Source organism: Salmonella sp. 741265055_HSA (assembly GCF_046569525.1).
GTDB lineage: Bacteria > Pseudomonadota > Gammaproteobacteria > Enterobacterales > Enterobacteriaceae > Salmonella > Salmonella enterica.
On the sequence record NZ_JBKFSQ010000005.1, the window covers coordinates 29,803 to 55,843 of the forward strand.

The following is a 26,041-nucleotide window of genomic DNA, read 5'->3' on the forward strand; positions in this document are numbered from 1 at the left end:
ATTTTTTCCGTACTTTTCGCTACTCTTGGCACAAAATGATAAATGGATATTAATGATGAGTAGCAATTGGGTTAAAAATGCCATTAATGAAATTAACGCTGACCACCAGCGCTCGGCGGATACGCATCTTATTCGTTTGCCCCTGTCGGCTTTTCCAGGTATCCAGCTTTACCTGAAAGACGAAAGCACGCATCCCACCGGTAGCCTCAAGCATCGTCTGGCGCGCTCGCTGTTCCTTTATGGGCTGTGCAATGGCTGGATTAAAGAAGGCACTCCGATTATTGAAGCGTCATCAGGCTCAACGGCGATTTCCGAAGCCTGGTTCGCGCGTTTACTGGGACTGCCGTTCATCGCCGTCATGCCCGCCTGTACCGCAAAACGTAAAATCGAACAGATTCAATTTTACGGCGGCCACTGTCATTTTGTGGAGAGCGCCTGCGAAATTTATGCCGCCTCCGAGCGGCTGGCGCATGAACTGAACGGTCACTATATGGACCAGTTTACCTACGCAGAACGAGCTACCGACTGGCGGGGCAACAATAATATTGCCGACAGTATTTTCCGCCAGATGCGCAACGAACCCCATCCGGTACCGCGATTTATCGTCATGAGCGCCGGAACGGGCGGAACCTCTGCGACGATTGGGCGCTATATTCGCTGCCAGGGCTATGATACTCAGCTCATGGTGGTGGATCCGGAAAATTCCGTCTTTTTACCTTACTGGCAGGATCGCGACGCTTCATTACGCAGCCCGGTGGGCAGTAAAATTGAAGGAATTGGTCGTCCGCGAGTAGAGCCTTCTTTTATTCCGGATGTCGTGGATGAGATGCTGCGCGTGCCGGACGCCGCCAGCGTTGCCACCGCACACTGGCTGGAAACGCAGCTAGGCCGTAAAGTCGGCGCCTCTACCGGCACGAATATGTGGGGAGCGCTGCAGCTTGCGGCCCGGATGCGCGAGGCTGGAGAAACCGGCGCTATCGTGACGTTATTGTGCGATAGCGGCGATCGCTATCTGGATACCTATTACCATCCGGCCTGGGTTAGCGACCATATCGGCGATTTGACGCCGTGGTCAGCGGCCATCGCAAAATTACTTACCGGCGACTAGAAACCAAAAAAAAGCCAGACTGAATGTCTGGCTTGCTGGAAGAGATCTCTCATTCGGGGGAATAAGGTAGATGCGGATTGTCCAGCCAATGCGTCAAAAAGTGTGATACCGCTTGATTACCACAATGTCCGATAACCGAAAGGTGTGGCAGCGCGGCGATAAGCTGCGGCATGGCATTGCCCATAATGAGCCCCCGCCCGACGCTGCCCAGCATTTCCCGATCGTTCATCGCGTCGCCAAACGCCATGCAATCTGCCAGTGAAAGCCCTAAATGGTTGCTCAATACCGCCAGCGCCGATCCTTTATTGCACCCCAGCGGTAGCACTTCCAGGCAGTCGACGGCAGAGAAACAGAGATGAGCGCGTTCTTCCAGCGCCTCATTGAGCTGAATGCGCAAACGGATCAGATCGTCATGATCGCCGCAAAAACAGATCTTCGTCACCTGATGGGCCGGAATGCTTTTTATATCGATAACCTGATAACGAAAGCCGCTGTAGACGTGCGCCTGGAGTAGCGCGGGGATCTCCTGGCCTGTAAACCAGCCGTTGTCATTAAACACATGCATACTGGCTCGGGTATCCCAGGCATGATGCATCACCGTATCGGCAACCTGAGGATCGAGATCCTGACGATGCAGCACGTCGCCTTCCAGCGAGTGAATTCGCGTCCCGTTACCGGTAATAAGATAAGCATCCAGTGAAAGCGTCCCCAGAATATGCCGCATCTCCAGCACATGACGACCCGTAGCGAATGTCAGGGTGATATCGCGTTCGCGCAGACGCGACAGCGTGGCGATCGTTTCTCTACCCAAATGGTGATCGGGCATTAATAACGTGCCATCCATATCAAATGCTGCCAGACGGGCCATCTCTTTCTCCACACTGTGACGCGGTTAACTTGTTGTTCAGTATTACCTGAGATATACGGAAGTAATAGTGAACAGATAAAAGGAAGTGTTCCGGGTTTCTATGAGGCTACTGAATCGGCTTAATCAATATCAACGTCTCTGGCAGCCTTCCGCCGGGGAAACGCAGCATGTCACCGTTAGCGAACTGGCCGAACGCTGTTTTTGTAGCGAGCGCCATCTGCGAACGCTGCTGCGTCAGGCCCAGCAGGCGGGTTGGCTAAGATGGGAGGCGCAGTCCGGGCGCGGGAAACGTGGACGACTCCAGTTTCTGGTCACGCCGGAATCGCTCCGCACCGCCATGATGGAACAGGCGCTGGAAAAAGGGCAGCAGCTCAACGTACTGGAACTGGCGCAACTGGCGCCTGGCGAGTTACGGGCGATGCTCCAGCCTTTTATGGGCGGCCAATGGCAAAACGATACGCCGACATTGCGTATTCCCTACTATCGTCCGCTTGATCCGCTGCAACCGGGTTTCCTGCCAGGACGCGCGGAACAGCATCTCGCAGGGCAAGTTTTTTCCGGGTTAACGCGCTTCGACCGCGACAGTCAATATCCTTGCGGGGATTTGGCGCATCACTGGGAGGTTTCCGCCGACGGTTTACGCTGGGATTTTTATATTCGCTCCACGCTGCACTGGCATAATGGCGATGCGGTGGATACCGCGCAGCTACACGAACGCCTGGAAAGGCTGCTTACCCTACCCACGCTAAGCAAATTGTTTATTAGCGTCGCACGGATCGAAGTAACGCATCCTCAGTGCCTGACCTTTCTCCTTCACCGACCTGATTACTGGCTGGCGCATCGTCTGGCGAGCTATTGTAGCGGTCTGGCGCATCCTGACCTGCCGCTTATCGGCACCGGTCCTTTTCGCCTGGCGTTGTTCACGCCGGAACTGGTGCGTCTGGAAAGTCATGATCATTACCACCTCAGCCATCCGCTGCTGAAAGCGATTGAATTCTGGATCACCCCGCAACTGTTTGCCCAGGATCTGGGCACCAGTTGCCGCCATCCGGTGCAGATTGCCATCGGCAAACCGGAAGAGCTGGCGACGCTGAGTCAGGTAAGTAGTGGTATCAGTCTTGGCTTTTGTTATTTAACCCTCAAAAAGGGCTCACGGCTCAACGTACAGCAGGCGCGGCGTCTGATGCATATTATCCATCATACTTCGCTGCTGAAAACCTTGCCGGTAGATGAGAACTTGATTACGCCAAGTCAGGGGCTGCTACCCGGCTGGACAATCCCACAATGGCAGGATGTTGATGAAACGCCATTACCGAAAAAACTTACCCTGGCGTACCACCTTCCCGTAGAGCTGCATACGATGGCGGAACAGCTTCGACATTACCTGGCGACGCTCGGTTGTGAGTTAACGTTGATTTTTCATAATGCCAAAAACTGGGATAACTGCCCTGCGTTGGCGCAAGCGGATCTGATGATGGGCGACAGGCTGATCGGCGAAGCGCCGGAATATACGCTGGAGCAGTGGCTACGTTGCGATCAGATCTGGCCGCATGTCCTGGACGCGCCTGCGTTTTCCCATCTGCAGGCTACGCTTGACGCTCTGCAAATTCAGTCCAATGAAAAGGATCGCCGCGCCGCGCTACAACAAGTTTTTGCCAACCTGATGGATGACGCCACACTTACGCCGCTGTTTAATTATCACTATCGCATCAGCGCCCCACCGGGCGTTAACGGCGTTCGACTCACCCCTCGCGGCTGGTTTGAATTTAGCGAAGCCTGGCTTCCGCCGCCTTCGCCGTGAAGGAGCTGGTCGGGATTATCCGTACGCGTTACCATATTGGTTTACGTCATTGATCAGGATAACTATGAAACGCGCCGTTGTTGTATTTAGTGGAGGTCAGGACTCCACCACTTGTCTGGCGCAAGCGCGGCATCAGTATGATGAAGTGCATTGTGTCACGTTTGATTATGGTCAGCGCCACCGCGCAGAGATTGATGTCGCGCGCGCACTGGCGTTAAAACTTGGCGCACGCGCGCATAAAGTGCTGGATGTCACTTTGCTGAACGAACTGGCGGTCAGTAGCCTGACGCGGGATAGCATTCCGGTGCCGGACTATGAACCGAACGCGGACGGTATCCCCAATACTTTCGTACCGGGACGCAATATTCTCTTTCTGACGCTGGCGGCGATTTACGCTTATCAGGTCAAAGCCGAAGCGGTGATCACCGGCGTTTGCGAGACCGATTTTTCCGGCTACCCAGACTGTCGCGATGAGTTCGTCAAAGCGCTGAATCACGCGGTGAATCTGGGCATGGCGAAAGATATCCGTTTCGAAACGCCCTTAATGTGGATTGATAAAGCTGAAACCTGGGCGCTGGCCGATTATTGGGGTCAACTGGATTTGGTTCGCGAGGAGACGCTGACCTGCTATAACGGCATTAAAGGCGATGGCTGTGGTCATTGCGCGGCCTGTAATCTGCGCGCTAACGGCCTGAATCATTATCTGTCGAATAAAGCGGCGGTGATGGCGGCAATGAAGCAAAAAACCGGGTTAATGTGATTGTTTTGCCGGATGGCGATATTCACCATGGTCAATATCGCCAGGCCGGACAAGTTCAACGCCATCAGACAGCGAGGCGTTATTGCACCATCTGTTCCAGCTTTTCACGCAATTCGCCTTCCAGCGGCAGCGCTTTTTGCGTTTTTAAATCAATACAAACAAACGTGATGAGCGCATCGGCCACCACCTGCCCTTCTGGCTCCAGCGTAATCGTCTGGCTTAATACGCCGCTTTTACCGTTAAGCTGTTGTACCTGGCTGGTCACGGTCAGTAGATCGCTCAATACCGCCGGGCGACGGTAATTTATATTGATGTTTACCACCACAAAGGCAATATTGCGGGCCGTCATCCACTGAAAGCTGTCGCTGTTTTCCAGCCCATCCCAACGGGCCTCTTCCAGAAACTCCAGATAGCGGGCATTATTAACATGTTGATAAACATCAAGATGATATCCACGAACTTTGATTTGTGTTTGCATAGCGCAATAACCTTACGTTGTTGTTATAAGTAAACGACAAGTACAGAGGTCATAACTGGTATGACCTCTACAGTCTGGCAAATTTTGGCCACTGTGCAAGTGATTACAATGTTAAAACTGCCAGATTACGCTCCACCAGCGCGCTTCCCATTCCCGGCACCTGCTTTAAATCATCCACCGTCTTAAAAGGACCATACTCCTCCCGATAGCTCACAATAGCCTGCGCTTTTTTCAGCCCAACGCCGTTCATCACCCGCGCCAGATCCTCCGCAGACGCGGTATTAATGCTCACCCTGGTACCTTCATCATCGCTGGCTTTAGCAGGTAATGCCGCTTTGGCGGAGGATGAAGAAGGCGTATCCGCTTTTGTTTCCACCGCTGCATTTTTTGCGACAGGCGTCGCCGCCAGCGCGCTATGGGCCATGCCCGTGCAGGTTAAAGAAAGTGTAATAAGCAGTGCTTTAATTCCGTGTTTCATACTGTTTTCTCCTTGTTTGTTAACAGTGCAGCCACGATAGCGGGGTGGAGAAAAACGAACAAACGGCAATTCTCAGAAATGGAAAAGGCCGCGAAAGCGGCCTTTGTGGGATACAACATTTTGCAATTTTTTGCGAAGCGCCTCGACGATTACTGCTGTTCCAGAGCGTCGCCGATTTTGATTTTCGCTTCTTTACGCAGATTGCTCATCAGCGCCTCAAAGACAATTTGCGCATTGTTCTGCGTGATGCCCTGCACCATCGCTTTTTTCTGCGCGTCCGGCATGGCGCCCGCTTTCACCTCGTCAAACGCCAGCAGAACAACGTTACCCTGCATATCGTTCGCCACGCCATAAACTGGCTTATCTTTCGTCGGAAGGCTTAACGCAAAGGCCGCCTGACTCACCGGATCCTGACTGGTACGACTTAACGTTTTAGGCTCGCCAAAACTCAGACCCGCCGCTTTCATCGCTTCCGCGCCTTTGCCCGCTTTCAGCTCGACCAGCAGTTTTTCCGCATCCAGCTTCGCCTGTTGTTCCGCTTTGTTATGCTTCACCAGGGCAGTGACCTGTTCTTTCACTTCTGCCAACGGCTTCACGGCTTCAGGTTTATGTTCGCTCACGCGCACAACAAAAGCCCGGTCGCCATCTACGGTGATAATGTCTGAATTCGGCCCCGGCGTACCATTTTCGCCCACCAGACCGCCATTAAAGATAGCATCGGCTACCGGTTTGAAGTTCAGCTCTTCCGGTAAGGTGTCATGACTAAACCAGCCGGTTTCAACCGTTTTTACGCCAGCGACCTGTTCAGCGCCTGTTAACGACTCATTGTCGTTGCTTGCCGCATCGCTCACTTTCTGCTGCAACGCATAGTAAGCATCCAGCGCTTTTTCTTGTTTCACTTTCGCGGCAATGTCGTCGCGAACCTCGCTTAACGGTTTCACTTTGGCAGGCTGAACATCATCCAGACGCGCCACCAGAAAACCGACAGACGACTTAATCACGCCAGATATCTGGCCTTTTTCTTTTAACCCGGCGTTTTTCAGTTCCGGCACCGTGGCAGACTCTTCCAGCCAGCCCATATCGCCGCCATTACGCGCAGAGATGATATCGGTAGATTTCTCTTTCGCCAGCGTGGCGAAATCTTCGCCCTTGTTCAGCGCATCCAGTACCGCTTTCGCATCATCTTCCGTTTTGGTCTGAATAATGCTGTAACGAATGCGCTCCGGCTGAGTAAACTGATCTACATGCTGGTCATAATAGGCCTGAATATCCGCATCGCTGACCGGTGCCTGCATCGTCGCAGCATCCAGCTTGATATAGCTTACGCGGAACTGTTCCGGCGTCATAAAGCGGGCTTTATTCTGATCGTAGTAGCTGGACACTTCCTGATCGGTCACCTGCTGCTTCGCCGCCAGCGCGTTGACATCAATAACGGCTTCACGCACCACGCGCTGTTGAGAGACTAATGCCGCCAGTTCGTCGGTTTCCCCTTTCAGCATAAAATCAGTGCCGGCCACGCCGTTGATCAGTTGCTGAGTGGTAAGCTGGTTACGCAGCGCCTGAGCGTACTGATCGGCCGTCATTCCCATCTGATTCACAATCGCGTTATAGCGGTTGTTGTCAAACTTACCGTCCACCTGAAAAGCGGGAGTGGCGAAAATCGCCTGCTTTACCTGCTCATCGCTGATGCCCAGTTTCAGTTCGCGGGAATATTGATCCAACAGCGCTTCATCTATCAGACGATTCAGCACCTGCTGGCGCAGGCTTTTCATATAACCTTCGTTGGCCGCCAGTTCAGAATACCTGTCGCCCAACTGCTGCTGCATACGGTTACGTTCGTTATTAAACGCATTCTCAAACTGTGCCCGGCTGATTTCCTGGCCATTCACTTTTGCGGCGTAGTTATTGCTTCCGCCAATCAGGTAACCACTAACGCCGGTCAAAATGAACGACACGATAATGATAACGAAAATAATCTTGAGCACGAGACTGTTTGCAGCCGTGCGTAAGCTGTCCATCATGGTGTAACCACACTCCGCTGTAGGTGACTTTACACTTTATCTTTCAGGCAGCTTCTCTGCTGGCAACCGAGTGATTCGCTCAGTTGCCGCGTCGACGCAACCTGAATGATTTGCGTATAGAGACTTCACGCGCATCGCATTTTCTGAACGCGGCGCGCAAAAGCCTATTGTGACAAGAAACGAGGGCAATTGTCAGCCCGCAACGCACAGAAAGTCCCGAATCGTCAATAAAAAAGGCACATCAGTTGATGCGCCCTTGTACTTTTTCACATCCCCCAAGGGGATCACGCTTAGTTTACCGCGTCTTTCAGCGCTTTACCTGCACGGAAACTCGGCACTTTGGCAGCGGCGATGGTGATCTCTTTACCTGTTTGCGGGTTGCGACCAGTACGGGCAGCACGCTCTTTAACAGCGAAAGTACCAAAGCCTACCAGTGCAACGTCATCCCCTTCTTTCAGAGATTCGGTAACAGAAGCAATAATCGCATCTAACGCACGTCCAGCCGCAGCCTTAGAGATATCAGCCCCTGCAGCAATTTTTTCGATCAGTTGAGATTTATTCACTCTTCTCTTCCTCTTTATAATTTATATCGCACCTGAATCCTTCGAAGTACGACCGCGCAGCAGTTATATCAGGCCTGCCACGCCCTTACAACACCCGTTAATGGTGGCAGACCCAATCAACCATCTAAATTAGCTATACAAAAAAAGGCTGGCAAGTCCGAAATAGCCTGCCAGCCCTGTTTTTATTAGCGCTATTTGCGCGGGGTCACTATTTTGCGGTTACAACCTGCATTCCAGACGGTTCGTTTTGCAGAGCAAGCGTCAGAACTTCCTCAATGCGCTTCACAGGATGAATATCCAGATCGGCAATCACGTTGTCCGGAATTTCCTCCAGGTCACGTTTATTCTCGAATGGAATTAAGACCGTTTTAATCCCGCCGCGATGCGCCGCCAACAGTTTTTCTTTCAGGCCGCCGATCGGCAACACCTGACCACGCAGGGTGATCTCACCGGTCATTGCCACATCTGCGCGCACCGGATTACCGGTCAGGCAGGAAACCAGCGCGGTACACATCGCGATACCGGCGCTTGGACCATCTTTCGGCGTTGCGCCTTCCGGCACGTGAACGTGGATATCGCGTTTTTCGTAAAAGTCCGGATTAATACCCAGTTTTTCCGCGCGCGCGCGCACCACAGTCAGCGCCGCCTGAATAGACTCCTGCATCACTTCACCGAGCGAGCCGGTGTAGGTCAACTTGCCTTTGCCCGGTACGCAGGCGGTTTCGATGGTCAACAGATCGCCGCCCACTTCCGTCCACGCCAGCCCCGTCACCTGACCTACGCGGTTTTCGCTATCCGCGCGGCCATAATCAAAGCGCTGCACACCGAGGTAGTCGTGCAGATTATCGCCGTTAATTTCGATATGTTTTAACGACTTATCGAGCAACAGTTGTTTAACCGCTTTGCGGCACAGTTTGGAGATTTCACGCTCCAGGCTACGTACACCCGCTTCACGCGTGTAATAGCGGATAATACCGATAATCGCGCTATCGTCGACCGTCAGTTCGCCTTTCTTCAGCGCGTTACGCTCGATCTGCTTCGGCAGCAGGTGACGTTTAGCAATATTCAGCTTCTCGTCTTCGGTATAACCGGACAGACGGATTACTTCCATACGATCCAGCAGCGGCGCCGGAATGTTCATGGAGTTGGAGGTGGCGACGAACATCACATCGCTGAGATCGTAATCCACTTCCAGGTAATGATCGCTGAACGCCACGTTCTGCTCTGGATCCAGCACTTCCAGCAGTGCGGAAGCCGGATCGCCGCGCATGTCCGAGGACATTTTGTCGATCTCATCGAGCAGGAACAGTGGGTTTTTAACCCCCACTTTGGCCATTTTTTGGATCAGTTTACCCGGCATAGAGCCAATGTAAGTCCGGCGATGACCGCGGATTTCCGCTTCATCACGCACGCCGCCCAGCGCCATACGGATGTATTTACGCCCTGTTGCTTTAGCGATGGACTGGCCCAACGAGGTTTTACCTACCCCCGGCGGTCCCACCAGACACAGGATCGGCCCCTTGATTTTATTTACACGGCTTTGTACCGCGAGATACTCAAGGATGCGGTCTTTCACGCGCTCCAGACCATAATGGTCAGTATCGAGGATTTCCTGCGCCTGACGCAGGTCTTTTTTGACCTTGCTACGCGCATTCCACGGCACCTGCACCATCCAGTCGATGTAGCCGCGCACCACGGTCGCTTCCGCCGACATCGGAGACATCATTTTCAGCTTCTGCAGTTCCGCTTCCGCTTTCTCTTTCGCCTCTTTCGGCATTTTCGCCGCGTCGATTTTACGCTTCAGCGCTTCGTTTTCGTCCGGCGCGTCGTCCATCTCGCCAAGTTCTTTCTGAATCGCTTTCATTTGCTCGTTCAGATAGTACTCGCGCTGGGATTTCTCCATCTGCTTTTTCACGCGGTTGCGAATGCGTTTCTCAACCTGCAGCAGATCGATTTCAGATTCCATCATCGCCATCAGATATTCCAGACGTTCGTTAACGTCGGACATCTCCAGTACGGACTGTTTATCCGCCAGTTTCAGCGGCATATGCGCGGCGATGGTGTCAGCCAGACGTGCGGGGTCGTCAATGCTATTGAGAGACGTCAGCACTTCCGGCGGAATTTTTTTGTTCAGCTTGATGTAGCCTTCGAACTGGCTGATAGCGGTACGCACCAGCACTTCTTGTTCTCGCTCATCAATGGCTGGCGAATCAAGGTACTCCGCCTTTGCGGAGAAATGTTCGCCGTTGTCAGACAGCGCAGAAATACGCGCACGCTGTAACCCCTCGACCAGCACTTTTACGGTGCCGTCAGGCAGTTTCAACATCTGCAAAATAGAGGCCACGGTCCCGACGGTGAAAAGATCGTTTACACCCGGCTCATCCGTTGATGCTTCCTTCTGGGCGACTAGCATGATTTTTTTATCATGGTCCATAGCCGCTTCCAGACAACGGATAGATTTTTCCCGCCCTACAAATAAGGGTATGACCATGTGCGGATAAACCACCACATCGCGCAACGGCAATACGGGGATTTCAATGCGTTCAGAACGCTCAGGATTCATAGAGCTCTCTCTTAGTTTAGTGTCCGCCAGGTAATCAGATAGTATAGCTGTGCTCCATACCACCTATAACATGTACGTCAGTATATGGGGATGTTTCCCACACATTCAACGGCGTGTTTACAGGAAAAACGAAAGGGGAGATAAAATCCCCCCTTTTTTGGCTAACTGATTGTATGAATGTTTAATTATTCGCCAGAAGCCTGCGCTTCCGGTTTGCCGTAAATCAGCAACGGCTTACTCTGACCGTCAATAACGGACTCGTCGATCACCACTTTTTCGACGTCTTCCATAGATGGCAAATCGTACATGGTATCCAGCAGCGCCGCTTCGACGATAGAACGCAGACCACGGGCGCCGGTTTTACGCGCCATTGCTTTCCTGGCGATAGCGTCCAGCGCTTCGTCACGGAATTCCAGATCGACGCCTTCCAGGTTAAACAGCGCCTGATACTGCTTGGTCAGCGCATTTTTCGGCTCTTTCAGGATTTGAATAAGCGCTTCTTCGCTGAGTTCGTTCAGCGTCGCCACCACTGGCAGACGACCGATAAACTCAGGAATCAGACCAAATTTGATCAAATCTTCCGGTTCAACCTGCGACAACAACTCGCCTTCGCTGGCTTTGTCGGATTTCGCTTTCACCGTCGCGCCAAAACCAATGCCGGAGCCGGTTTCAACACGGTTAGCGATCACTTTATCCAGACCGGCAAACGCGCCGCCGCAGATAAACAGAATCTTAGAGGTATCTACCTGTAAGAACTCCTGCTGCGGATGTTTGCGACCGCCCTGCGGTGGAACCGCGGCGACGGTGCCTTCGATCAGTTTCAGCAACGCCTGCTGTACGCCTTCGCCGGAAACGTCGCGGGTAATGGACGGATTGTCTGATTTACGCGAAATCTTATCGATTTCATCAATGTAGACAATCCCACGCTGCGCTTTTTGCACGTCGTAGTCGCATTTCTGCAACAGTTTCTGAATGATATTCTCGACGTCTTCACCCACGTAACCCGCTTCGGTCAGCGTGGTCGCATCCGCCATAGTGAACGGCACATCCAGCAAGCGCGCCAGCGTTTCCGCCAGCAGCGTTTTACCGGAACCGGTCGGTCCAATCAGCAGAATGTTGCTTTTGCCTAACTCGACGCCATTGCTGGTATCGCCGTTACGCAGACGCTTGTAGTGGTTATAGACCGCCACCGCCAGCACTTTTTTCGCCTGCTCCTGGCCGATAACGTAATCGTCCAGGTGAGTACGAATTTCATGCGGCGTCGGCAGCGCACTACGTTCACGGTGCGGAGCAACTTCTTTAATTTCTTCGCGAATAATGTCGTTACATAAATCGACGCATTCGTCGCAGATATACACGGATGGACCGGCAATCAGCTTGCGCACTTCATGCTGGCTTTTGCCGCAAAAAGAGCAGTACAACAATTTGCCCGAGCCATCTTTGCGTTTATCTGTCATGAGTCAAAACCTCTTCTTTGTTCTTTGTGCCGCACACGACGACGCAAATGCCATTCTCAGGCGCAAGCCGCTAATCAGCGTTGTGCCGCCCTTCATTAGTATATACACAAAATCATTCGAGCTACATCAAGGCGGCAACTCAGCGACTCCGCAGCGCTTACATAAGTAAGTCACCGGGAGGCACGCTGGCAGCCAACACCGAGGTAGCGTGAAGGATGAAGTGTATAGCGGCACACTTGCGTCCAGGGCATCAATTACGATGGGTCAAAATTGAGTCAACCAAACCGTACTCTACCGCTTCAGGCGCGGAGAGGAAGCGATCGCGCTCAGTATCACGTTCAATCTGCTCAAGAGATTGACCCGTATGGTGCGCCATAAGTTCATTCATGCGCCCTTTTACTTTCAGAATTTCGCGGGCGTGAATTTCAATATCCGTCGCCTGGCCCTGGTAACCGCCCAGCGGCTGGTGGATCATGACGCGAGAGTTCGGCAAGCAGAAACGTTTGCCTTTCGCCCCGGCAGTCAGCAGAAACGCCCCCATAGAGGCCGCCTGTCCCATACAAATGGTGCTGACGTCTGGCTTAATAAACTGCATGGTGTCATAGATGGACATCCCCGCAGTAATTACGCCGCCAGGAGAATTAATGTACAGATAGATATCTTTTTCCGGGTTTTCCGCTTCCAGGAACAGCATCTGCGCCACGATCAAGTTAGCCATATGGTCTTCGACCTGGCCGGTCAGAAATATGACGCGTTCCTTAAGTAGACGAGAATAGATATCAAAAGAGCGCTCACCGCGTGAGGTCTGTTCAATGACCATCGGCACCAGCGCCATATGAGGGGCCAAATTATCTCGTTCTCCGCTGTATGACATTTCCGTCTCCTGGATAAAAATTGAAAAAATCTGCTGTACTGATTGTAACCTGATGGACGGATTATCAGCCAGTCCCTCTGTAATGGGTACGGCATCGCCATAATTCAAGCATAACAATCTTTTGCTCTAACGCTAACACTGAAACGCGGTTTTCGCACCCTTACCATGCAAAATGCGTGACAAAAAAAACCCGTCACTGAAAGGTGACGGGTTTTTGTGCAAATTTCGTGCTTTTAACGCGAAAAATTACGCCTGCTGGTTCATCAGCTCATTGAAGGAAGTGGCTTTTTCAGACACTTTCGCTTTTGCCAGAACCGCTTCAACAGCCTGTTCTTCCAGAGCGACGTTACGCATATTGTCCATCAGCTCTTTATTTTTGCTGTAGAACTCAATCACTTCTTTCGGATCTTCGTAAGCAGACGCCATCTCTTCGATCAGGCCTTTAACGCGTTCTTCGTCCGCTTTCAGCTCGTTGGTACGAATGACTTCGCCGAGCAGCAGACCGACAACTACACGACGCTTAGCCTGTTCTTCGAACAGTTCGCGCGGCAGCTCCAGAGCCTGTTTCTCGTTACCACCAAAACGCTGCGCAGCCTGACGACGCAGAACGTCGATTTCGCTGTCGATCAGCGCAGCCGGTACGTCGATGTCGTTAGCTTTTACCAGACCTTCGATCGCCTGAGACTTAACGCGGTTACGCACCGCGCCTTTCAGCTCGCGTTCCATGTTTTTACGTACTTCAGCGCGCAGACCGGCTACGGAACCATCTTCAACGCCGAAACGTTTGATGAATTCTTCGGTCAGTTCCGGCAGTTCGCGTTCTTCAACTTTCTTCAGGTTGATAACGAACTTAGCCGCTTTACCTTTCAGGTTTTCAGCGTGGTACTCTTCCGGGAAAGTCACATCGATAGTGAACTCTTCGCCAGCTTTGTGGCCTTTAACGCCGTCTTCAAAGCCCGGAATCATACGACCCTGGCCCATCGCCAGAACGAAATCGGTCGCTTTGCCGCCTTCGAACTCTTCGCCGTCTACAGAGCCGGTGAAGTCGATGGTCACGCGGTCTTCCGCATCAGCAGCGCCGTCTTTTTCTTTCCAGGTCGCCTGCTGCTTACGCAGGGTGTCCAGCATCACATCAACGTCAGCGTCGGTGACTTCAACAACCGGTTTTTCAACTTCGATGGACTCGAGGCCGGTCAGCTCAACTTCCGGATAGACTTCAAACTCGACGGAGTAAGTGAAGTCTTCACCCACTTTGTATTCGCCCGGAACATAGTTCGGCGCGCCTGCCGGGTTAATTTTTTCTTTGATGATCGCGTCAACGAAGTTGCGGCTCATCAGATCGCCCAGCACGTCCTGGCGAACAGAAGCGCCATAACGCTGAGCGACGATATTCATCGGTACTTTGCCTTTACGGAAGCCGTCAATACGTACTTTTTTCGCTACGTTGACCAGCTCGCTTTTTACAGCGGTCTCGATGCTGTCAGCAGCGATTGTAATCGTTACACGGCGGCCAAGGCCCTGAGTGGTTTCAACTGAAACTTGCATCTTGTTACCTCAAAAAATCACAGTGCTCGGTCAACTCTACTCCGCAAGCACGTGCTATTTGCTTCGCGGAACCGGGATGTTCTCATAATCAATCACATTCCCTGTCGTCAGAATCATCCCGAAGACGTTCGTATATAAGACGGCGCATTATAGCGGCATCACTTTTGTGAGTCGAGAACGGTGATTGTGCGATGCTGCGGCGGTTTTCACAATTCTCGGCTAATTTTTGTCTGAATACTGTACGACACGCTCAAAATTCAGACAAAACAAAACGGCCCGCAGGCCGTTTTAACATAATTCTGTAGCAACATACTGGAAAAGCGGAGGTAGTTGCAAATCCGTTTTGCTACGCGATGCTTCCCGCGCCGCGACAAGGAGGCGACGCGAAGATAGTATCCTGCAACCCTTCCCACTCTTTGAGGGTATAAGTATGCAGTGCCAGCGCATGTACGGTTGTGGAAAGTTCCGCCGTTAACGTACCGTAAATCATCCGATGACGATTAAGAAAACGTTCGCCTGTAAAGCGATCGCTCACCAACACGACCTTAAAATGGCTTTCCGATCCTGCAGGAACATTGTGACGATAGCTTTCATCCACAACTTCGAGAAACACGGGGTCGAACGCTGTCCTTAATTTTTCTTCTATTTGCTCACGTATCATCATGAAAATCTCCTCCGACAACGCTGTGATGTCACCCATCCCTTTAAATACTAGCCGCTTTTACCGTTTCCATTACAGCATGACAACAAAAATTTAGCTTTCGTCTGATTATTTCAGCCAAACGTATGAAGTTTACTGCCTTAATCATTCTTTTAGCGCTCAAAATCCCCGCTTGCGCCGTTATCAATAACAAATCGGACATTGCGACGAATTTACCTGCGTTGACCACTTCCCCTCGCCGTTAGCGGTGTTATGATGGCGGGAATTTTTACCTATCACGTTTTAAGCGCCATTGAGAGCCTGAATATGTTAAAAAAACTTCTCTTTCCGTTAGTCGCTCTGTTTATGCTGGCAGGATGCGCCACACCGCCGACGACCATTGACGTCGCGCCGAAGATCACCTTGCCACAGCAGGACCCAAGCCTGATGGGCGTCACCGTTAGCATTACCGGCGCGGACCAACGCCAGGATCAGGCGTTAGCGAAAGTCACGCGTAACAACCAGTTGGTAACGTTAACCGCCTCCCGCGATTTACGCTTCCTGTTACAAGAAGTTCTGGAAAAACAGATGACGGCGCGGGGCTATATGATCGGGCCTAACGGCGCGGTTAATCTGCAGATTATTGTTAACCAACTGTATGCTGATGTTTCCCAGGGCAGCGTGCGCTACAACATCGCGACCAAAGCGGATATCGCGATTATTGCGACCGCGGCAAATGGCAACAAGATGACCAAAAACTATCGCGCCAACTACTCTATTGAAGGGGCGTTCCAGGCCTCTAACCAGAATATTGCCGACGCGGTGAACAGCGTTCTGACCGATACCATCGCTGATATGTCTCAGGACACCAGTATTCACGATTTTATCAAGCAAAATGCCCGTTAATAGCAACAACAAGACCCGGCAGAAGCCGGGTCTGTAGATGCCTATGTCAAGTCAATATTTACGTATTTTCCAGCAACCGCGCTCAGCCATTCTGCTGATATTGGGTTTTGCCTCCGGCCTCCCGCTGGCGCTCACCTCCGGTACGCTACAGGCGTGGATGACCGTCGAGAATATCGATCTTAAAACGATTGGCTTCTTCTCGCTGGTTGGTCAGGCCTATGTGTTTAAGTTTCTCTGGTCCCCGCTGATGGACCGCTACACGCCGCCTTTTTTAGGTCGTCGCCGCGGTTGGTTACTCGCCACGCAACTGTTATTACTGGCGGCGATTGCGGCGATGGGCTTTCTTGAACCCGGTACGCAGCTACGCTGGATGGCGGCGCTGGCGGTGGTGATTGCTTTTTGCTCCGCCTCGCAGGATATCGTGTTCGACGCCTGGAAAACCGATGTTTTACCCGCAGAAGAACGCGGCGCTGGCGCGGCAATCAGCGTGCTTGGCTACCGGTTGGGGATGCTGGTTTCCGGCGGACTGGCGTTATGGCTGGCCGATCGCTGGCTCGGCTGGCAGGGCATGTACTGGCTAATGGCGGCATTGCTGCTCCCCTGCATTATCGCCACCTTACTGGCGCCGGAGCCGACCGAGACCATCCCGTCCCCGAAATCGCTGGAACAGGCCGTCGTCGCGCCGCTACGCGATTTCTTTGGCCGTAATAACGCCTGGCTGATTTTACTGCTCATTGTGCTTTATAAATTAGGTGACGCCTTCGCCATGAGCCTGACCACCACCTTTTTGATTCGCGGCGTCGGCTTTGACGCCGGCGAAGTCGGCGTGGTCAATAAAACGCTGGGCCTGCTGGCAACGATCGTCGGCGCGTTATACGGCGGTATATTAATGCAGCGTCTTTCTCTGTTTCGCGCGCTGCTGATTTTCGGCATTTTGCAAGGCGCGTCCAACGCCGGTTACTGGTTGCTCTCCATTACCGATAAAAACATGTTCAGCATGGGCGCGGCGGTCTTTTTCGAAAATCTGTGCGGCGGGATGGGTACTGCCGCCTTTGTCGCCTTATTAATGACGCTATGTAATAAGTCGTTTTCCGCAACACAGTTTGCCCTACTGTCGGCCCTCTCCGCAGTAGGCCGCGTTTATGTTGGTCCTGTAGCGGGCTGGTTCGTTGAAGCGCACGGCTGGCCGACATTCTACCTCTTCTCAGTTGTCGCCGCCGTTCCCGGGCTGTTACTGTTGCTGGTCTGTCGGCAAACGCTGGAATATAGCTGGCAGAGCGAACGTTTCATTCCCCGCACGCAATACCGTGGCGCCTACAATTTCGCGCTTTCAATCCTGCTCGCGGGCGCCGCTTTGCTGGCGGTCTGGGTACTCCTGCTGACCATGAACGCGGTGGATTACACTAACTTCTTATTCCTGCCCGAATTGCTTGAGACTGCGGTAGCGGTTGCCGTGTGCGGCATTGTCTTTGGCGGGTTGCTGGACTACCTGGCGCTACGAAAAACACGCCTGCTCTAAAACATTATTTGCCGTTGTAATAACGACCCGGAATTATAACGGCTAAATAACCATCAATTGATAAAAAATATATTTGTCTTTTTGTGCGCAACAGAATTTTGGAAATTATTGGTAATTTCTACGCTACCTATTTTCTTTACACGATTCAGCCGATTAAATTTAAATTTCTGCCGTTGATTGTCCTTTTATTGATAATAAATTGTTAAGTAATTGTTTTATTTTTACATTGGTTATACCAATTATCCCTCAACATCCCACTTACAGACCTCATCCGTTATAACGCAAAGTTTCAACAGTGTCTTAAAGTTATTTCGACATACCTGGCAACATATGTGACATGCGCGGCAGAACTTGGTAACACAGAACCAATCATGTTTACAGTAATGTAACCTTACCGTAAAATGCCCCTACACTTTAAACGCCACCAGGTCCCGTGGAATTGAGGTCGTTAAATGAGACTCAGGAAATACAATAAAAGTTTGGGATGGTTGTCATTAATTACAGGCACTGCATTACTCAGTGGCTGTAATTCTGCGCTGCTGGATCCCAAAGGACAGATTGGACTGGAGCAACGTTCGCTGATACTGACGGCATTTGGCCTGATGTTGATCGTCGTTATTCCTGCCATCTTGATGGCTGTTGGTTTCGCCTGGAAGTATCGCGCGAGTAATAAGGATGCGAAGTATAGCCCGAACTGGTCACACTCCAATAAAGTGGAAGCTGTGGTCTGGACGGTGCCTATCTTGATCATCATTTTCCTTGCCGTACTGACCTGGAAAACCACGCACGCGCTTGAACCAAGCAAGCCGCTGGCGCATGACGAAAAACCGATCACCATCGAAGTGGTTTCCATGGACTGGAAATGGTTCTTCATCTATCCGGAGCAGGGTATCGCCACCGTCAACGAGATCGCCTTCCCGGCGAACACGCCGGTTTATTTCAAAGTGACCTCCAACTCCGTGATGAACTCCTTCTTTATTCCGCGTCTGGGTAGCCAGATTTATGCCATGGCCGGTATGCAAACACGTTTGCATCTGATCGCCAACGAACCCGGAACCTACGATGGCATCTCCGCCAGCTATAGCGGACCGGGCTTCTCTGGTATGAAGTTTAAAGCTATCGCCACCAAAGACCGCGCAGAATTCGACCAATGGGTCGCAAAAGCGAAGCAGTCTCCGAACACCATGAATGATATGGCGGCGTTCGAGAAAGTGGCTATGCCAAGCGAGTACAACAAGGTGGAATATTTCTCCAGCGTGAAACCAGATTTGTTCAAGGACGTTATTAACAAATTCATGGACCACGGTAAGAGCATGGACATGACCCAACCTGAAGGTGAGCACAGCTCGCATGAAGGAATGGAAGGTATGGACATGAGCCACGCGGAATCCGCCAACTCCAAGGGTTGAGGAAGATAAGATGTTCGGAAAATTATCACTGGATGCAGTACCGTTCCATGAACCTATCGTCATGGTAACGATCGCTGCAATTATCGTCGGGGGACTGGCGATACTGGCAGCGATTACTTACTTCGGTAAGTGGACCTACCTATGGAAAGAGTGGTTAACGTCGGTTGACCATAAACGCCTCGGCATCATGTATATCATCGTCGCGATTGTGATGCTGTTACGTGGTTTCGCCGATGCCATCATGATGCGTAGCCAGCAGGCGCTTGCCTCCGCAGGCGAAGCGGGTTTTCTACCGCCGCACCACTACGATCAGATCTTTACCGCTCACGGCGTAATCATGATCTTCTTCGTGGCGATGCCCTTCGTTATCGGTCTCATGAACCTGGTGGTTCCGCTGCAGATCGGCGCGCGCGACGTTGCGTTCCCTTTCCTGAACAACCTGAGCTTCTGGTTCACCGTTGTCGGCGTTATCCTGGTTAACCTCTCGCTGGGCGTGGGTGAATTCGCGCAGACAGGGTGGCTGGCTTATCCGCCGCTATCGGGAATAGAGTACAGTCCCAGCGTCGGGGTCGATTACTGGATATGGGCGTTGCAACTCTCGGGAATTGGTACGACGTTAACCGGTATCAACTTCTTCGTGACGATCCTGAAGATGCGTGCGCCGGGTATGACGATGTTCAAGATGCCGGTCTTTACCTGGGCCTCTTTGTGCGCCAACGTACTGATCATCGCCTCTTTCCCGATTCTGACGGTTACCGTCGCGTTGCTGACCCTGGATCGCTATCTGGGCACCCATTTCTTTACCAACGATATGGGCGGCAACATGATGATGTACATCAACCTGATTTGGGCCTGGGGCCATCCGGAAGTGTACATTCTGATTCTGCCGGTCTTCGGGGTATTCTCCGAAATCGCAGCGACCTTCTCGCGTAAACGTCTGTTCGGCTATACCTCGCTGGTTTGGGCGACCGTCTGTATTACCGTACTGTCGTTTATCGTTTGGCTGCACCACTTCTTCACGATGGGCGCGGGCGCGAACGTTAACGCCTTCTTCGGTATCACCACCATGATTATCGCCATCCCGACCGGGGTGAAGATCTTCAACTGGTTGTTCACCATGTATCAGGGCCGTATCGTCTTCCATTCCGCAATGATGTGGACCATCGGCTTTATCGTGACCTTCTCGGTCGGCGGTATGACCGGCGTTCTGCTGGCGGTACCGGGCGCGGACTTCGTCCTGCACAACAGTCTGTTCCTGATTGCGCACTTCCATAACGTGATCATCGGCGGCGTGGTGTTTGGCTGCTTCGCGGGTATGACCTACTGGTGGCCGAAGGCGTTTGGCTTCAAGCTGAACGAAACCTGGGGTAAACGCGCCTTCTGGTTCTGGATTATCGGTTTCTTTGTAGCCTTTATGCCGCTGTACGTACTGGGCTTCATGGGCATGACCCGTCGCCTCAGCCAGCAAATTGATCCGCAGTTCCATACGATGCTGATGGTTGCCGCCGCCGGCGCCGCGCTGATTGCGCTGGGTATCCTGTGCCAACTGATTCAGATCTTCGTTTCTATTCGCGACCGCGATCAGAACCGCGATCTGACCGGCGACCCATGGGGTGGCCGTACGCTGGAGTGGTCAACCTCGTCTCCGCCGCCGTTCTATAACTTTGCCGTTGTGCCGCACGTTCACGAACGTGACGCCTTCTGGGAAATGAAAGAAAAAGGCGAAGCGTACCAACAGCCTGGACAGTATGAAGAGATTCATATGCCGAAAAATAGCGGTGCCGGTATTGTTATCGCCGCCTTCGCGACGGTATTTGGCTTCGCCATGATCTGGCATATCTGGTGGCTGGCGATAGTGGGTTTCGCAGGCATGATCATCAGCTGGATTGTAAAAAGCTTTGATGAAGATGTGGATTACTACGTGCCGGTCCCGGAAGTCGAAAAACTGGAAAACCAGCATTTCGATGAGATTACTAAGGCAGGGCTGAAAAATGGCAACTGATACTTTAACGCACGCGACTGCCCACGCGCACGAACACGGGCACCATGACGCAGGCCAGAACAAAATCTTCGGATTTTGGGTCTACCTGATGAGCGACTGCATTCTGTTCTCTATTCTGTTTGCTACCTATGCCGTTCTGGTGAACGGCACCGCTGGCGGCCCGACAGGTAAGGATATTTTTGAACTGCCGTTCGTTCTGGTTGAAACCTTCCTGCTGTTATTTAGCTCCATTACCTACGGCATGGCGGCGATCGCCATGCACAAGAACAACAAGAGCCAGGTTATCTCCTGGCTGGCGTTGACCTTCTTGTTCGGTGCCGGATTTATCGGGATGGAACTCTATGAATTCCATCACCTGATTGTTAACGGTATGGGTCCGGATCGCAGCGGCTTCCTGTCTGCGTTCTTCGCGCTGGTCGGCACTCACGGTCTGCACGTCACTTCCGGTTTGATCTGGATGGCGGTGCTGATGGTGCAAGTTGCCCGTCGCGGTCTGACCAGCACTAACCGTACCCGCATCATGTGCCTGAGCCTGTTCTGGCACTTCCTGGATGTGATTTGGATTTGCGTATTCACTGTTGTTTATCTGATGGGGGCGATGTAATGAGTCATTCTACCGAGAGCGGCGGCGCATCCCACGGCAGCGTAAAAACGTACATGACCGGCTTTATCCTGTCGGTCATCCTGACGGTTATTCCATTCTGGATGGTGATGACCGGCGCTGCCTCTCCGGCCGTTATTCTGGGATCTATCCTGGCAATGGCAGTGGTGCAGATTCTGGTGCATCTGGTGTGTTTCCTGCACATGAACACCAAATCTGATGAAGGCTGGAACATGACGGCCTTCATCTTTACCGTGCTGATCATCGCCATCCTGGTTGTGGGCTCCATCTGGATTATGTGGAACCTCAACTACAACATGATGATGCACTAAGAGCGGCGAGTATGATGTTTAAGCAATACCTGCAAGTAACGAAACCAGGCATCATCTTTGGCAACCTGATCTCGGTGATCGGGGGATTTCTGCTGGCCTCAAAGGGCAGCATTGACTATCCCCTGTTCATTTATACGCTGGTCGGGGTGTCACTGGTTGTGGCGTCGGGTTGTGTATTTAACAACTACATCGACAGGGATATCGACAGGAAGATGGAAAGGACCAAGAATCGGGTGCTGGTCAAAGGCCTGATTTCTCCTGGCGTCTCGCTGGTATACGCCACCCTGCTGGGTATTGCTGGCTTTATGCTGCTGTGGTTTGGCGCCAATCCTCTGGCCTGCTGGCTGGGGGTGATGGGCTTCGTGGTCTACGTTGGCGTGTACAGCTTGTACATGAAGCGTCACTCCGTCTACGGAACGCTGATTGGTTCTCTCTCCGGCGCAGCGCCGCCGGTGATTGGCTACTGCGCCGTAACGGGCAACTTTGATAGCGGCGCGGCGATCCTGTTGGCTATTTTCAGCCTCTGGCAGATGCCGCACTCTTACGCCATCGCCATTTTCCGCTTTAAGGACTATCAGGCGGCCAATATCCCGGTTCTGCCGGTGGTAAAAGGAATCTCAGTCGCTAAAAACCACATCACGCTGTACATCATTGCGTTTGCCGTTGCAACGCTAATGCTAACGTTGGGCGGTTATGCCGGTTACAAATACCTGGTGGTCGCCGCGGCGGTCAGCGTTTGGTGGCTCGGCATGGCGCTACGCGGTTACAAAGTGGAAGATGATAAGGTCTGGGCGCGTAAGCTGTTCGGCTTCTCTATCATTGCGATTACCGCGCTGAGTATCATGATGTCCGTTGATTTTATGGTGCCGAATTCGCAGAATCTGCTGACTTACGTCTGGTAAGTTCATCGTCACATCTTCTATGCCGGATGGCGGCTTATGCCTTATCCGGCCTACAAAAGCACGTTACCTGTAGGCCGGATAAGAGACGTAAGTATCGCCATCCGGCATTTTTCGTTTAAAATTAAAACTATTTATGAATTTTATTTACTTATCACTGTTAATTTTATATGTGATAAACATAAAATTGATTAGCTTATATACATTATAAGTTATCTTTATCTCAAATGACTCCTGTTTATCGACGAAATGAACGTAAAGTTATTCCACGGCAGAGTTACTATCTCCGTTAATGACTAATCGATACAATTTTAAATTGATAAACAGGAGTTTATTATGAACGATCAAGATGTCTATTTGCTTAATAATGAATCCGGTGCCGATAAGTGCCCATCAGGCAAACTGGCGCTTTATACCAATATCGACTTTAATAAAAGTGAAATGGGTGACATCTTAATTATCTCACCCAATATTTCGCTAAATAAATCTCAGTTAGCAAGTTATGGTTTTATTGTTGGTGAACATGATGGAGTGTCATCCGTAGTCAATAATATGAATCAGAATGCAACTCTAGTTTCTGGACTTTACCTGGATGGAGAAACTCTTGTCGTGAAACCAGGATCGCAGATATCCAGTCTTTTAGATTATCCGCTGGGAAAAGGTAACTGGAACGATGCGGTTAACTCGGTCGTTTCGGCTGACACTCAATCCGTTGACCTGACGATGAATGTGGAAAGTGAGATTTATCTCGAAGAGGAAGAAGAATACTCTGCACTGCTGCAAATTCAAAACAATACCGGTGAGGCGGTCGAGAATGTAACAATGTCAGCCACCTCCAGTAACTCCGCCATTTTTTCAGTCAAACTTGATCCACAAACCCTAAGTATTCCTGGCAATGAAACGGTTAATGTACGTATTCCTGTTGAGGGAAAAAGTCAGGGGCAAGCAACGCTAACGTGTCAACTCACTATGCCAGTAGGTATTATTAACAATGGCAACAATATGACACAAACCACTGTTACCGTAAGCGAGTCTCGCGCATTACAAGTGACCCAAACTTTCGCCGGGGACTGGGCCGATATCTGGCCCAGCACAAATTATATTTATAGTTATAAACTTATTCTCAGCTCTGCTGATACTGAAGTTGATAAATGGGAGCTGTCTTTCTTATTGCCTGAAGGGGCTGAAGTATCCCCTGAATGGTTGGAAACTGAAAGCAGCTGGGTTCAGTTAAATACCGAAAAATCAGTTAATGGCAACGTCTATCTGGATAGTCAACCAGGCCATGTTATCGCTCCAGAGAAAGATATTGAACTGGATATTCAAATTATCTATCCAAATCAATCTACTGATTATCAGACGCTGAAAAACCTACGACTCATGCAGAAAGGTTAATCATCTGCTTACTCGTCAATACAGGTACTTTCATCTTTTCGGGTGAATATGCCTAAACAAAGTTAAGGTATCTGTTGAAGTGAATATTTGCTTATACCCAAAATAATTCGAGTTGCTTAAAGGCGGCAAGGGAGTGAGTCCCCAGGAGCATAGATAACTATGTGACTGGGGTGAGTGAGCGTAGCCAACACATAAGCGACTTGAAGTATGAAGGGTATATATCCTTAGTAAATCGTCACACCTTCTATGCCGGATGGCGGCTTATGCCTTATCCGGCCTACAAAAGCACGTTACCTGTAGGCCGGATAAGCGACGTGAGTATCGCCATCCGGCATTTTTCGTCTCTCGTGGCCTCCCCTCATCACCACAACATTTGTTAATAAAGCGCATATTTACCCAACCAACGTAGCGCTTTACACTAGGTGCGAATTTCATACAGAGGTGGCAATGAACGATTATAAAATGACGCCAGGGGAGTTGCGCGCCACATGGGGTTTAGGGACCGTCTTTTCGTTGCGTATGCTGGGCATGTTTATGGTTCTACCGGTACTGACCACATACGGTATGGCGCTACAGGGCGCCAGCGAAGCATTAATCGGCATTGCGATCGGCATTTACGGGCTGGCGCAGGCTATCTTTCAAATTCCCTTTGGGCTGCTGTCCGACCGCATTGGCCGTAAACCGCTGATTGTCGGCGGACTGGCGGTATTTGTCGCGGGTAGCGTCACTGCCGCACTCTCCCACTCAATCTGGGGCATTATTCTGGGGCGAGCGCTACAGGGGTCCGGCGCCATTGCCGCTGCCGTCATGGCGCTCCTGTCTGACCTGACCCGAGAGCAAAACCGCACCAAAGCGATGGCGTTTATCGGCGTCAGCTTTGGTATCACCTTCGCGATTGCGATGGTATTAGGGCCAATTGTTACCCATAGTCTGGGATTGAACGCGTTGTTCTGGATGATCGCCGCCCTCGCCACCCTGGGCATTCTTCTGACGATCTGGGTGGTTCCCAACAGTACCAACCATGTGCTGAATCGCGAATCCGGGATGGTCAAAGGCAGCTTCAGTAAAGTGCTGGCGGAGCCGAGGCTGCTCAAGCTCAATTTCGGCATTATGTGTCTGCATATTTTATTAATGTCCACCTTTGTCGCCCTGCCCGGCCAGCTTGCCGATGCCGGTTTTCCTGCCGCCGAACACTGGAAGGTGTATCTGGCAACCATGGTGATCGCCTTTGCCGCCGTCGTGCCTTTTATCATCTATGCTGAAGTCAAACGGCGGATGAAGCAGGTATTCCTGTTCTGCGTGGGGCTCATTGTCGTCGCGGAAATCGTGTTGTGGGGAGCGGGCCAGCATTTCTGGGAGCTGGTGATTGGCGTACAACTCTTTTTCCTCGCCTTTAATCTGATGGAGGCGCTGCTGCCTTCGCTTATTAGCAAAGAGTCGCCCGCGGGGTATAAAGGAACGGCGATGGGCGTCTATTCTACCAGTCAGTTTCTTGGCGTGGCGCTTGGCGGTTCGCTGGGCGGCTGGATAGACGGCACGTTTGATGGGCAAACCGTTTTCCTTGCCGGGGCCGTACTGGCGATGGTATGGCTGGCGGTGGCAAGTACCATGAAAGAGCCGCCCTATGTCAGCAGCCTGCGCGTGGAAATTCCAGCGGATATTGTTGCTGACGACAGGCTAAAACAGCGGCTGTTAGCAATGAAAGGCGTAAGCGAAGCGCTGATCGTGGCGGAAGAGCATTCCGCTTACGTCAAAATCGACAGCAAAGTGACCAATCGCTTTGAAGTTGAACAGCTTATCAGCAAAGGATGAATACTGCATT

Annotated in this window: 22 protein-coding genes; 12 read left to right on the forward strand and 10 right to left on the reverse strand. The window is 51.6% G+C overall.

The window, feature by feature from the left end; genetic code table 11:
* Positions 1–52 precede the first annotated feature (52 nt).
* The gene (cdsH, locus tag ACLD4K_RS04175; RefSeq protein WP_000987849.1) at positions 53–1,108 is read left to right on the forward strand and encodes a cysteine desulfhydrase; all 1,056 of its coding nucleotides are present in this window, start codon (positions 53–55) and stop codon (positions 1,106–1,108) included.
* A gap of 49 nt (positions 1,109–1,157) precedes the next feature.
* On the opposite strand, the gene cof is transcribed toward cdsH, so the two are convergent.
* Positions 1,158–1,976: an HMP-PP phosphatase gene (gene cof / locus ACLD4K_RS04180; protein WP_000113040.1), complete on the reverse strand. Its 819-nt coding sequence runs from the start codon at positions 1,974–1,976 to the stop codon at positions 1,158–1,160.
* A 100-nt stretch (positions 1,977–2,076) separates the two neighbouring features.
* Here cof and ACLD4K_RS04185 point away from each other — a divergent pair, with 100 nt between their 5' ends.
* Both ACLD4K_RS04185 and queC read left to right on the forward strand, forming a co-directional pair.
* Complete coding sequence (locus ACLD4K_RS04185) at positions 2,077–3,777, forward strand: SgrR family transcriptional regulator (protein WP_411011431.1); 1,701 nt, start codon at positions 2,077–2,079, stop codon at positions 3,775–3,777.
* A gap of 64 nt (positions 3,778–3,841) precedes the next feature.
* A complete protein-coding gene (queC, locus tag ACLD4K_RS04190; RefSeq protein WP_080208067.1) occupies positions 3,842–4,537 on the forward strand; it encodes a 7-cyano-7-deazaguanine synthase QueC in 696 nt (231 codons plus the stop codon).
* A 79-nt stretch (positions 4,538–4,616) separates the two neighbouring features.
* On the opposite strand, the gene fadM is transcribed toward queC, so the two are convergent.
* The 9 genes from fadM to bolA form a co-directional block, all read right to left on the reverse strand.
* The gene (gene fadM / locus ACLD4K_RS04195) at positions 4,617–5,015 is read right to left on the reverse strand and encodes a long-chain acyl-CoA thioesterase FadM (protein WP_001194543.1); all 399 of its coding nucleotides are present in this window, start codon (positions 5,013–5,015) and stop codon (positions 4,617–4,619) included.
* A 103-nt stretch (positions 5,016–5,118) separates the two neighbouring features.
* Positions 5,119–5,493, reverse strand: a complete 375-nt coding sequence (locus ACLD4K_RS04200) for a helix-hairpin-helix domain-containing protein (RefSeq protein WP_108638320.1) — start codon at positions 5,491–5,493, stop codon at positions 5,119–5,121.
* A gap of 149 nt (positions 5,494–5,642) precedes the next feature.
* Positions 5,643–7,514, reverse strand: coding sequence for a peptidylprolyl isomerase (ppiD, locus tag ACLD4K_RS04205; RefSeq protein ID WP_108638321.1), 1,872 nt, complete (start codon positions 7,512–7,514; stop codon positions 5,643–5,645).
* A gap of 290 nt (positions 7,515–7,804) precedes the next feature.
* Positions 7,805–8,095, reverse strand: a complete 291-nt coding sequence (gene hupB, locus ACLD4K_RS04210; RefSeq protein ID WP_254888479.1) for a nucleoid-associated protein HU-beta — start codon at positions 8,093–8,095, stop codon at positions 7,805–7,807.
* Positions 8,096–8,285: 190 nt separating this feature from the next.
* Positions 8,286–10,640, reverse strand: coding sequence for an endopeptidase La (gene lon, locus ACLD4K_RS04215; protein WP_001067723.1), 2,355 nt, complete (start codon positions 10,638–10,640; stop codon positions 8,286–8,288).
* A 185-nt stretch (positions 10,641–10,825) separates the two neighbouring features.
* Entirely contained in the window at positions 10,826–12,097 is a 1,272-nt protein-coding gene (clpX, locus tag ACLD4K_RS04220) for an ATP-dependent protease ATP-binding subunit ClpX (protein WP_023178539.1), read from the reverse strand.
* Between the two features lie 250 nt (positions 12,098–12,347).
* Positions 12,348–12,971 carry an ATP-dependent Clp endopeptidase proteolytic subunit ClpP gene (gene clpP / locus ACLD4K_RS04225; RefSeq protein ID WP_000122257.1) on the reverse strand — a complete coding sequence of 208 codons (624 nt, stop codon included), beginning with the start codon at positions 12,969–12,971 and terminating at the stop codon, positions 12,348–12,350.
* Positions 12,972–13,217: 246 nt separating this feature from the next.
* On the reverse strand, positions 13,218–14,516 hold the full coding sequence (tig, locus tag ACLD4K_RS04230) for a trigger factor (protein ID WP_001198403.1): 1,299 nt from the start codon (positions 14,514–14,516) through the stop codon (positions 13,218–13,220).
* 346 nt (positions 14,517–14,862) lie between these two features.
* Complete coding sequence (gene bolA / locus ACLD4K_RS04235; RefSeq protein ID WP_000973433.1) at positions 14,863–15,180, reverse strand: transcriptional regulator BolA; 318 nt, start codon at positions 15,178–15,180, stop codon at positions 14,863–14,865.
* 303 nt (positions 15,181–15,483) lie between these two features.
* Between bolA and ACLD4K_RS04240 the strand changes: the two genes are divergently transcribed.
* The 9 genes from ACLD4K_RS04240 to ACLD4K_RS04280 all read left to right on the forward strand — a co-directional run bounded on the left by ACLD4K_RS04240 (position 15,484) and on the right by ACLD4K_RS04280 (position 26,031).
* Positions 15,484–16,062: a lipoprotein gene (locus ACLD4K_RS04240; protein WP_001539323.1), complete on the forward strand. Its 579-nt coding sequence runs from the start codon at positions 15,484–15,486 to the stop codon at positions 16,060–16,062.
* 43 nt (positions 16,063–16,105) lie between these two features.
* Complete coding sequence (gene ampG, locus ACLD4K_RS04245; RefSeq protein ID WP_411011432.1) at positions 16,106–17,581, forward strand: muropeptide MFS transporter AmpG; 1,476 nt, start codon at positions 16,106–16,108, stop codon at positions 17,579–17,581.
* A gap of 452 nt (positions 17,582–18,033) precedes the next feature.
* Positions 18,034–18,990: a cytochrome o ubiquinol oxidase subunit II gene (gene cyoA / locus ACLD4K_RS04250; protein ID WP_411011433.1), complete on the forward strand. Its 957-nt coding sequence runs from the start codon at positions 18,034–18,036 to the stop codon at positions 18,988–18,990.
* Positions 18,991–19,000: 10 nt separating this feature from the next.
* Positions 19,001–20,992 carry a cytochrome o ubiquinol oxidase subunit I gene (gene cyoB / locus ACLD4K_RS04255; RefSeq protein ID WP_000467158.1) on the forward strand — a complete coding sequence of 664 codons (1,992 nt, stop codon included), beginning with the start codon at positions 19,001–19,003 and terminating at the stop codon, positions 20,990–20,992.
* Positions 20,982–21,596, forward strand: coding sequence for a cytochrome o ubiquinol oxidase subunit III (locus ACLD4K_RS04260; protein ID WP_000179833.1), 615 nt, complete (start codon positions 20,982–20,984; stop codon positions 21,594–21,596). The genes cyoB and ACLD4K_RS04260 overlap by 11 nt, the downstream gene beginning before the upstream one ends.
* Positions 21,596–21,925: a cytochrome o ubiquinol oxidase subunit IV gene (locus ACLD4K_RS04265; protein WP_000019878.1), complete on the forward strand. Its 330-nt coding sequence runs from the start codon at positions 21,596–21,598 to the stop codon at positions 21,923–21,925. Before ACLD4K_RS04260 ends, ACLD4K_RS04265 begins: the two co-directional genes overlap by 1 nt.
* An 11-nt stretch (positions 21,926–21,936) precedes the next feature.
* A complete protein-coding gene (cyoE, locus tag ACLD4K_RS04270; protein WP_172496742.1) occupies positions 21,937–22,827 on the forward strand; it encodes a heme o synthase in 891 nt (296 codons plus the stop codon).
* A gap of 333 nt (positions 22,828–23,160) precedes the next feature.
* Positions 23,161–24,219, forward strand: coding sequence for a peptidase inhibitor family I36 protein (locus ACLD4K_RS04275; RefSeq protein WP_183059582.1), 1,059 nt, complete (start codon positions 23,161–23,163; stop codon positions 24,217–24,219).
* A gap of 447 nt (positions 24,220–24,666) precedes the next feature.
* Complete coding sequence (locus tag ACLD4K_RS04280) at positions 24,667–26,031, forward strand: MFS transporter (RefSeq protein ID WP_079981471.1); 1,365 nt, start codon at positions 24,667–24,669, stop codon at positions 26,029–26,031.
* Positions 26,032–26,041: the final 10 nt, after the last annotated feature.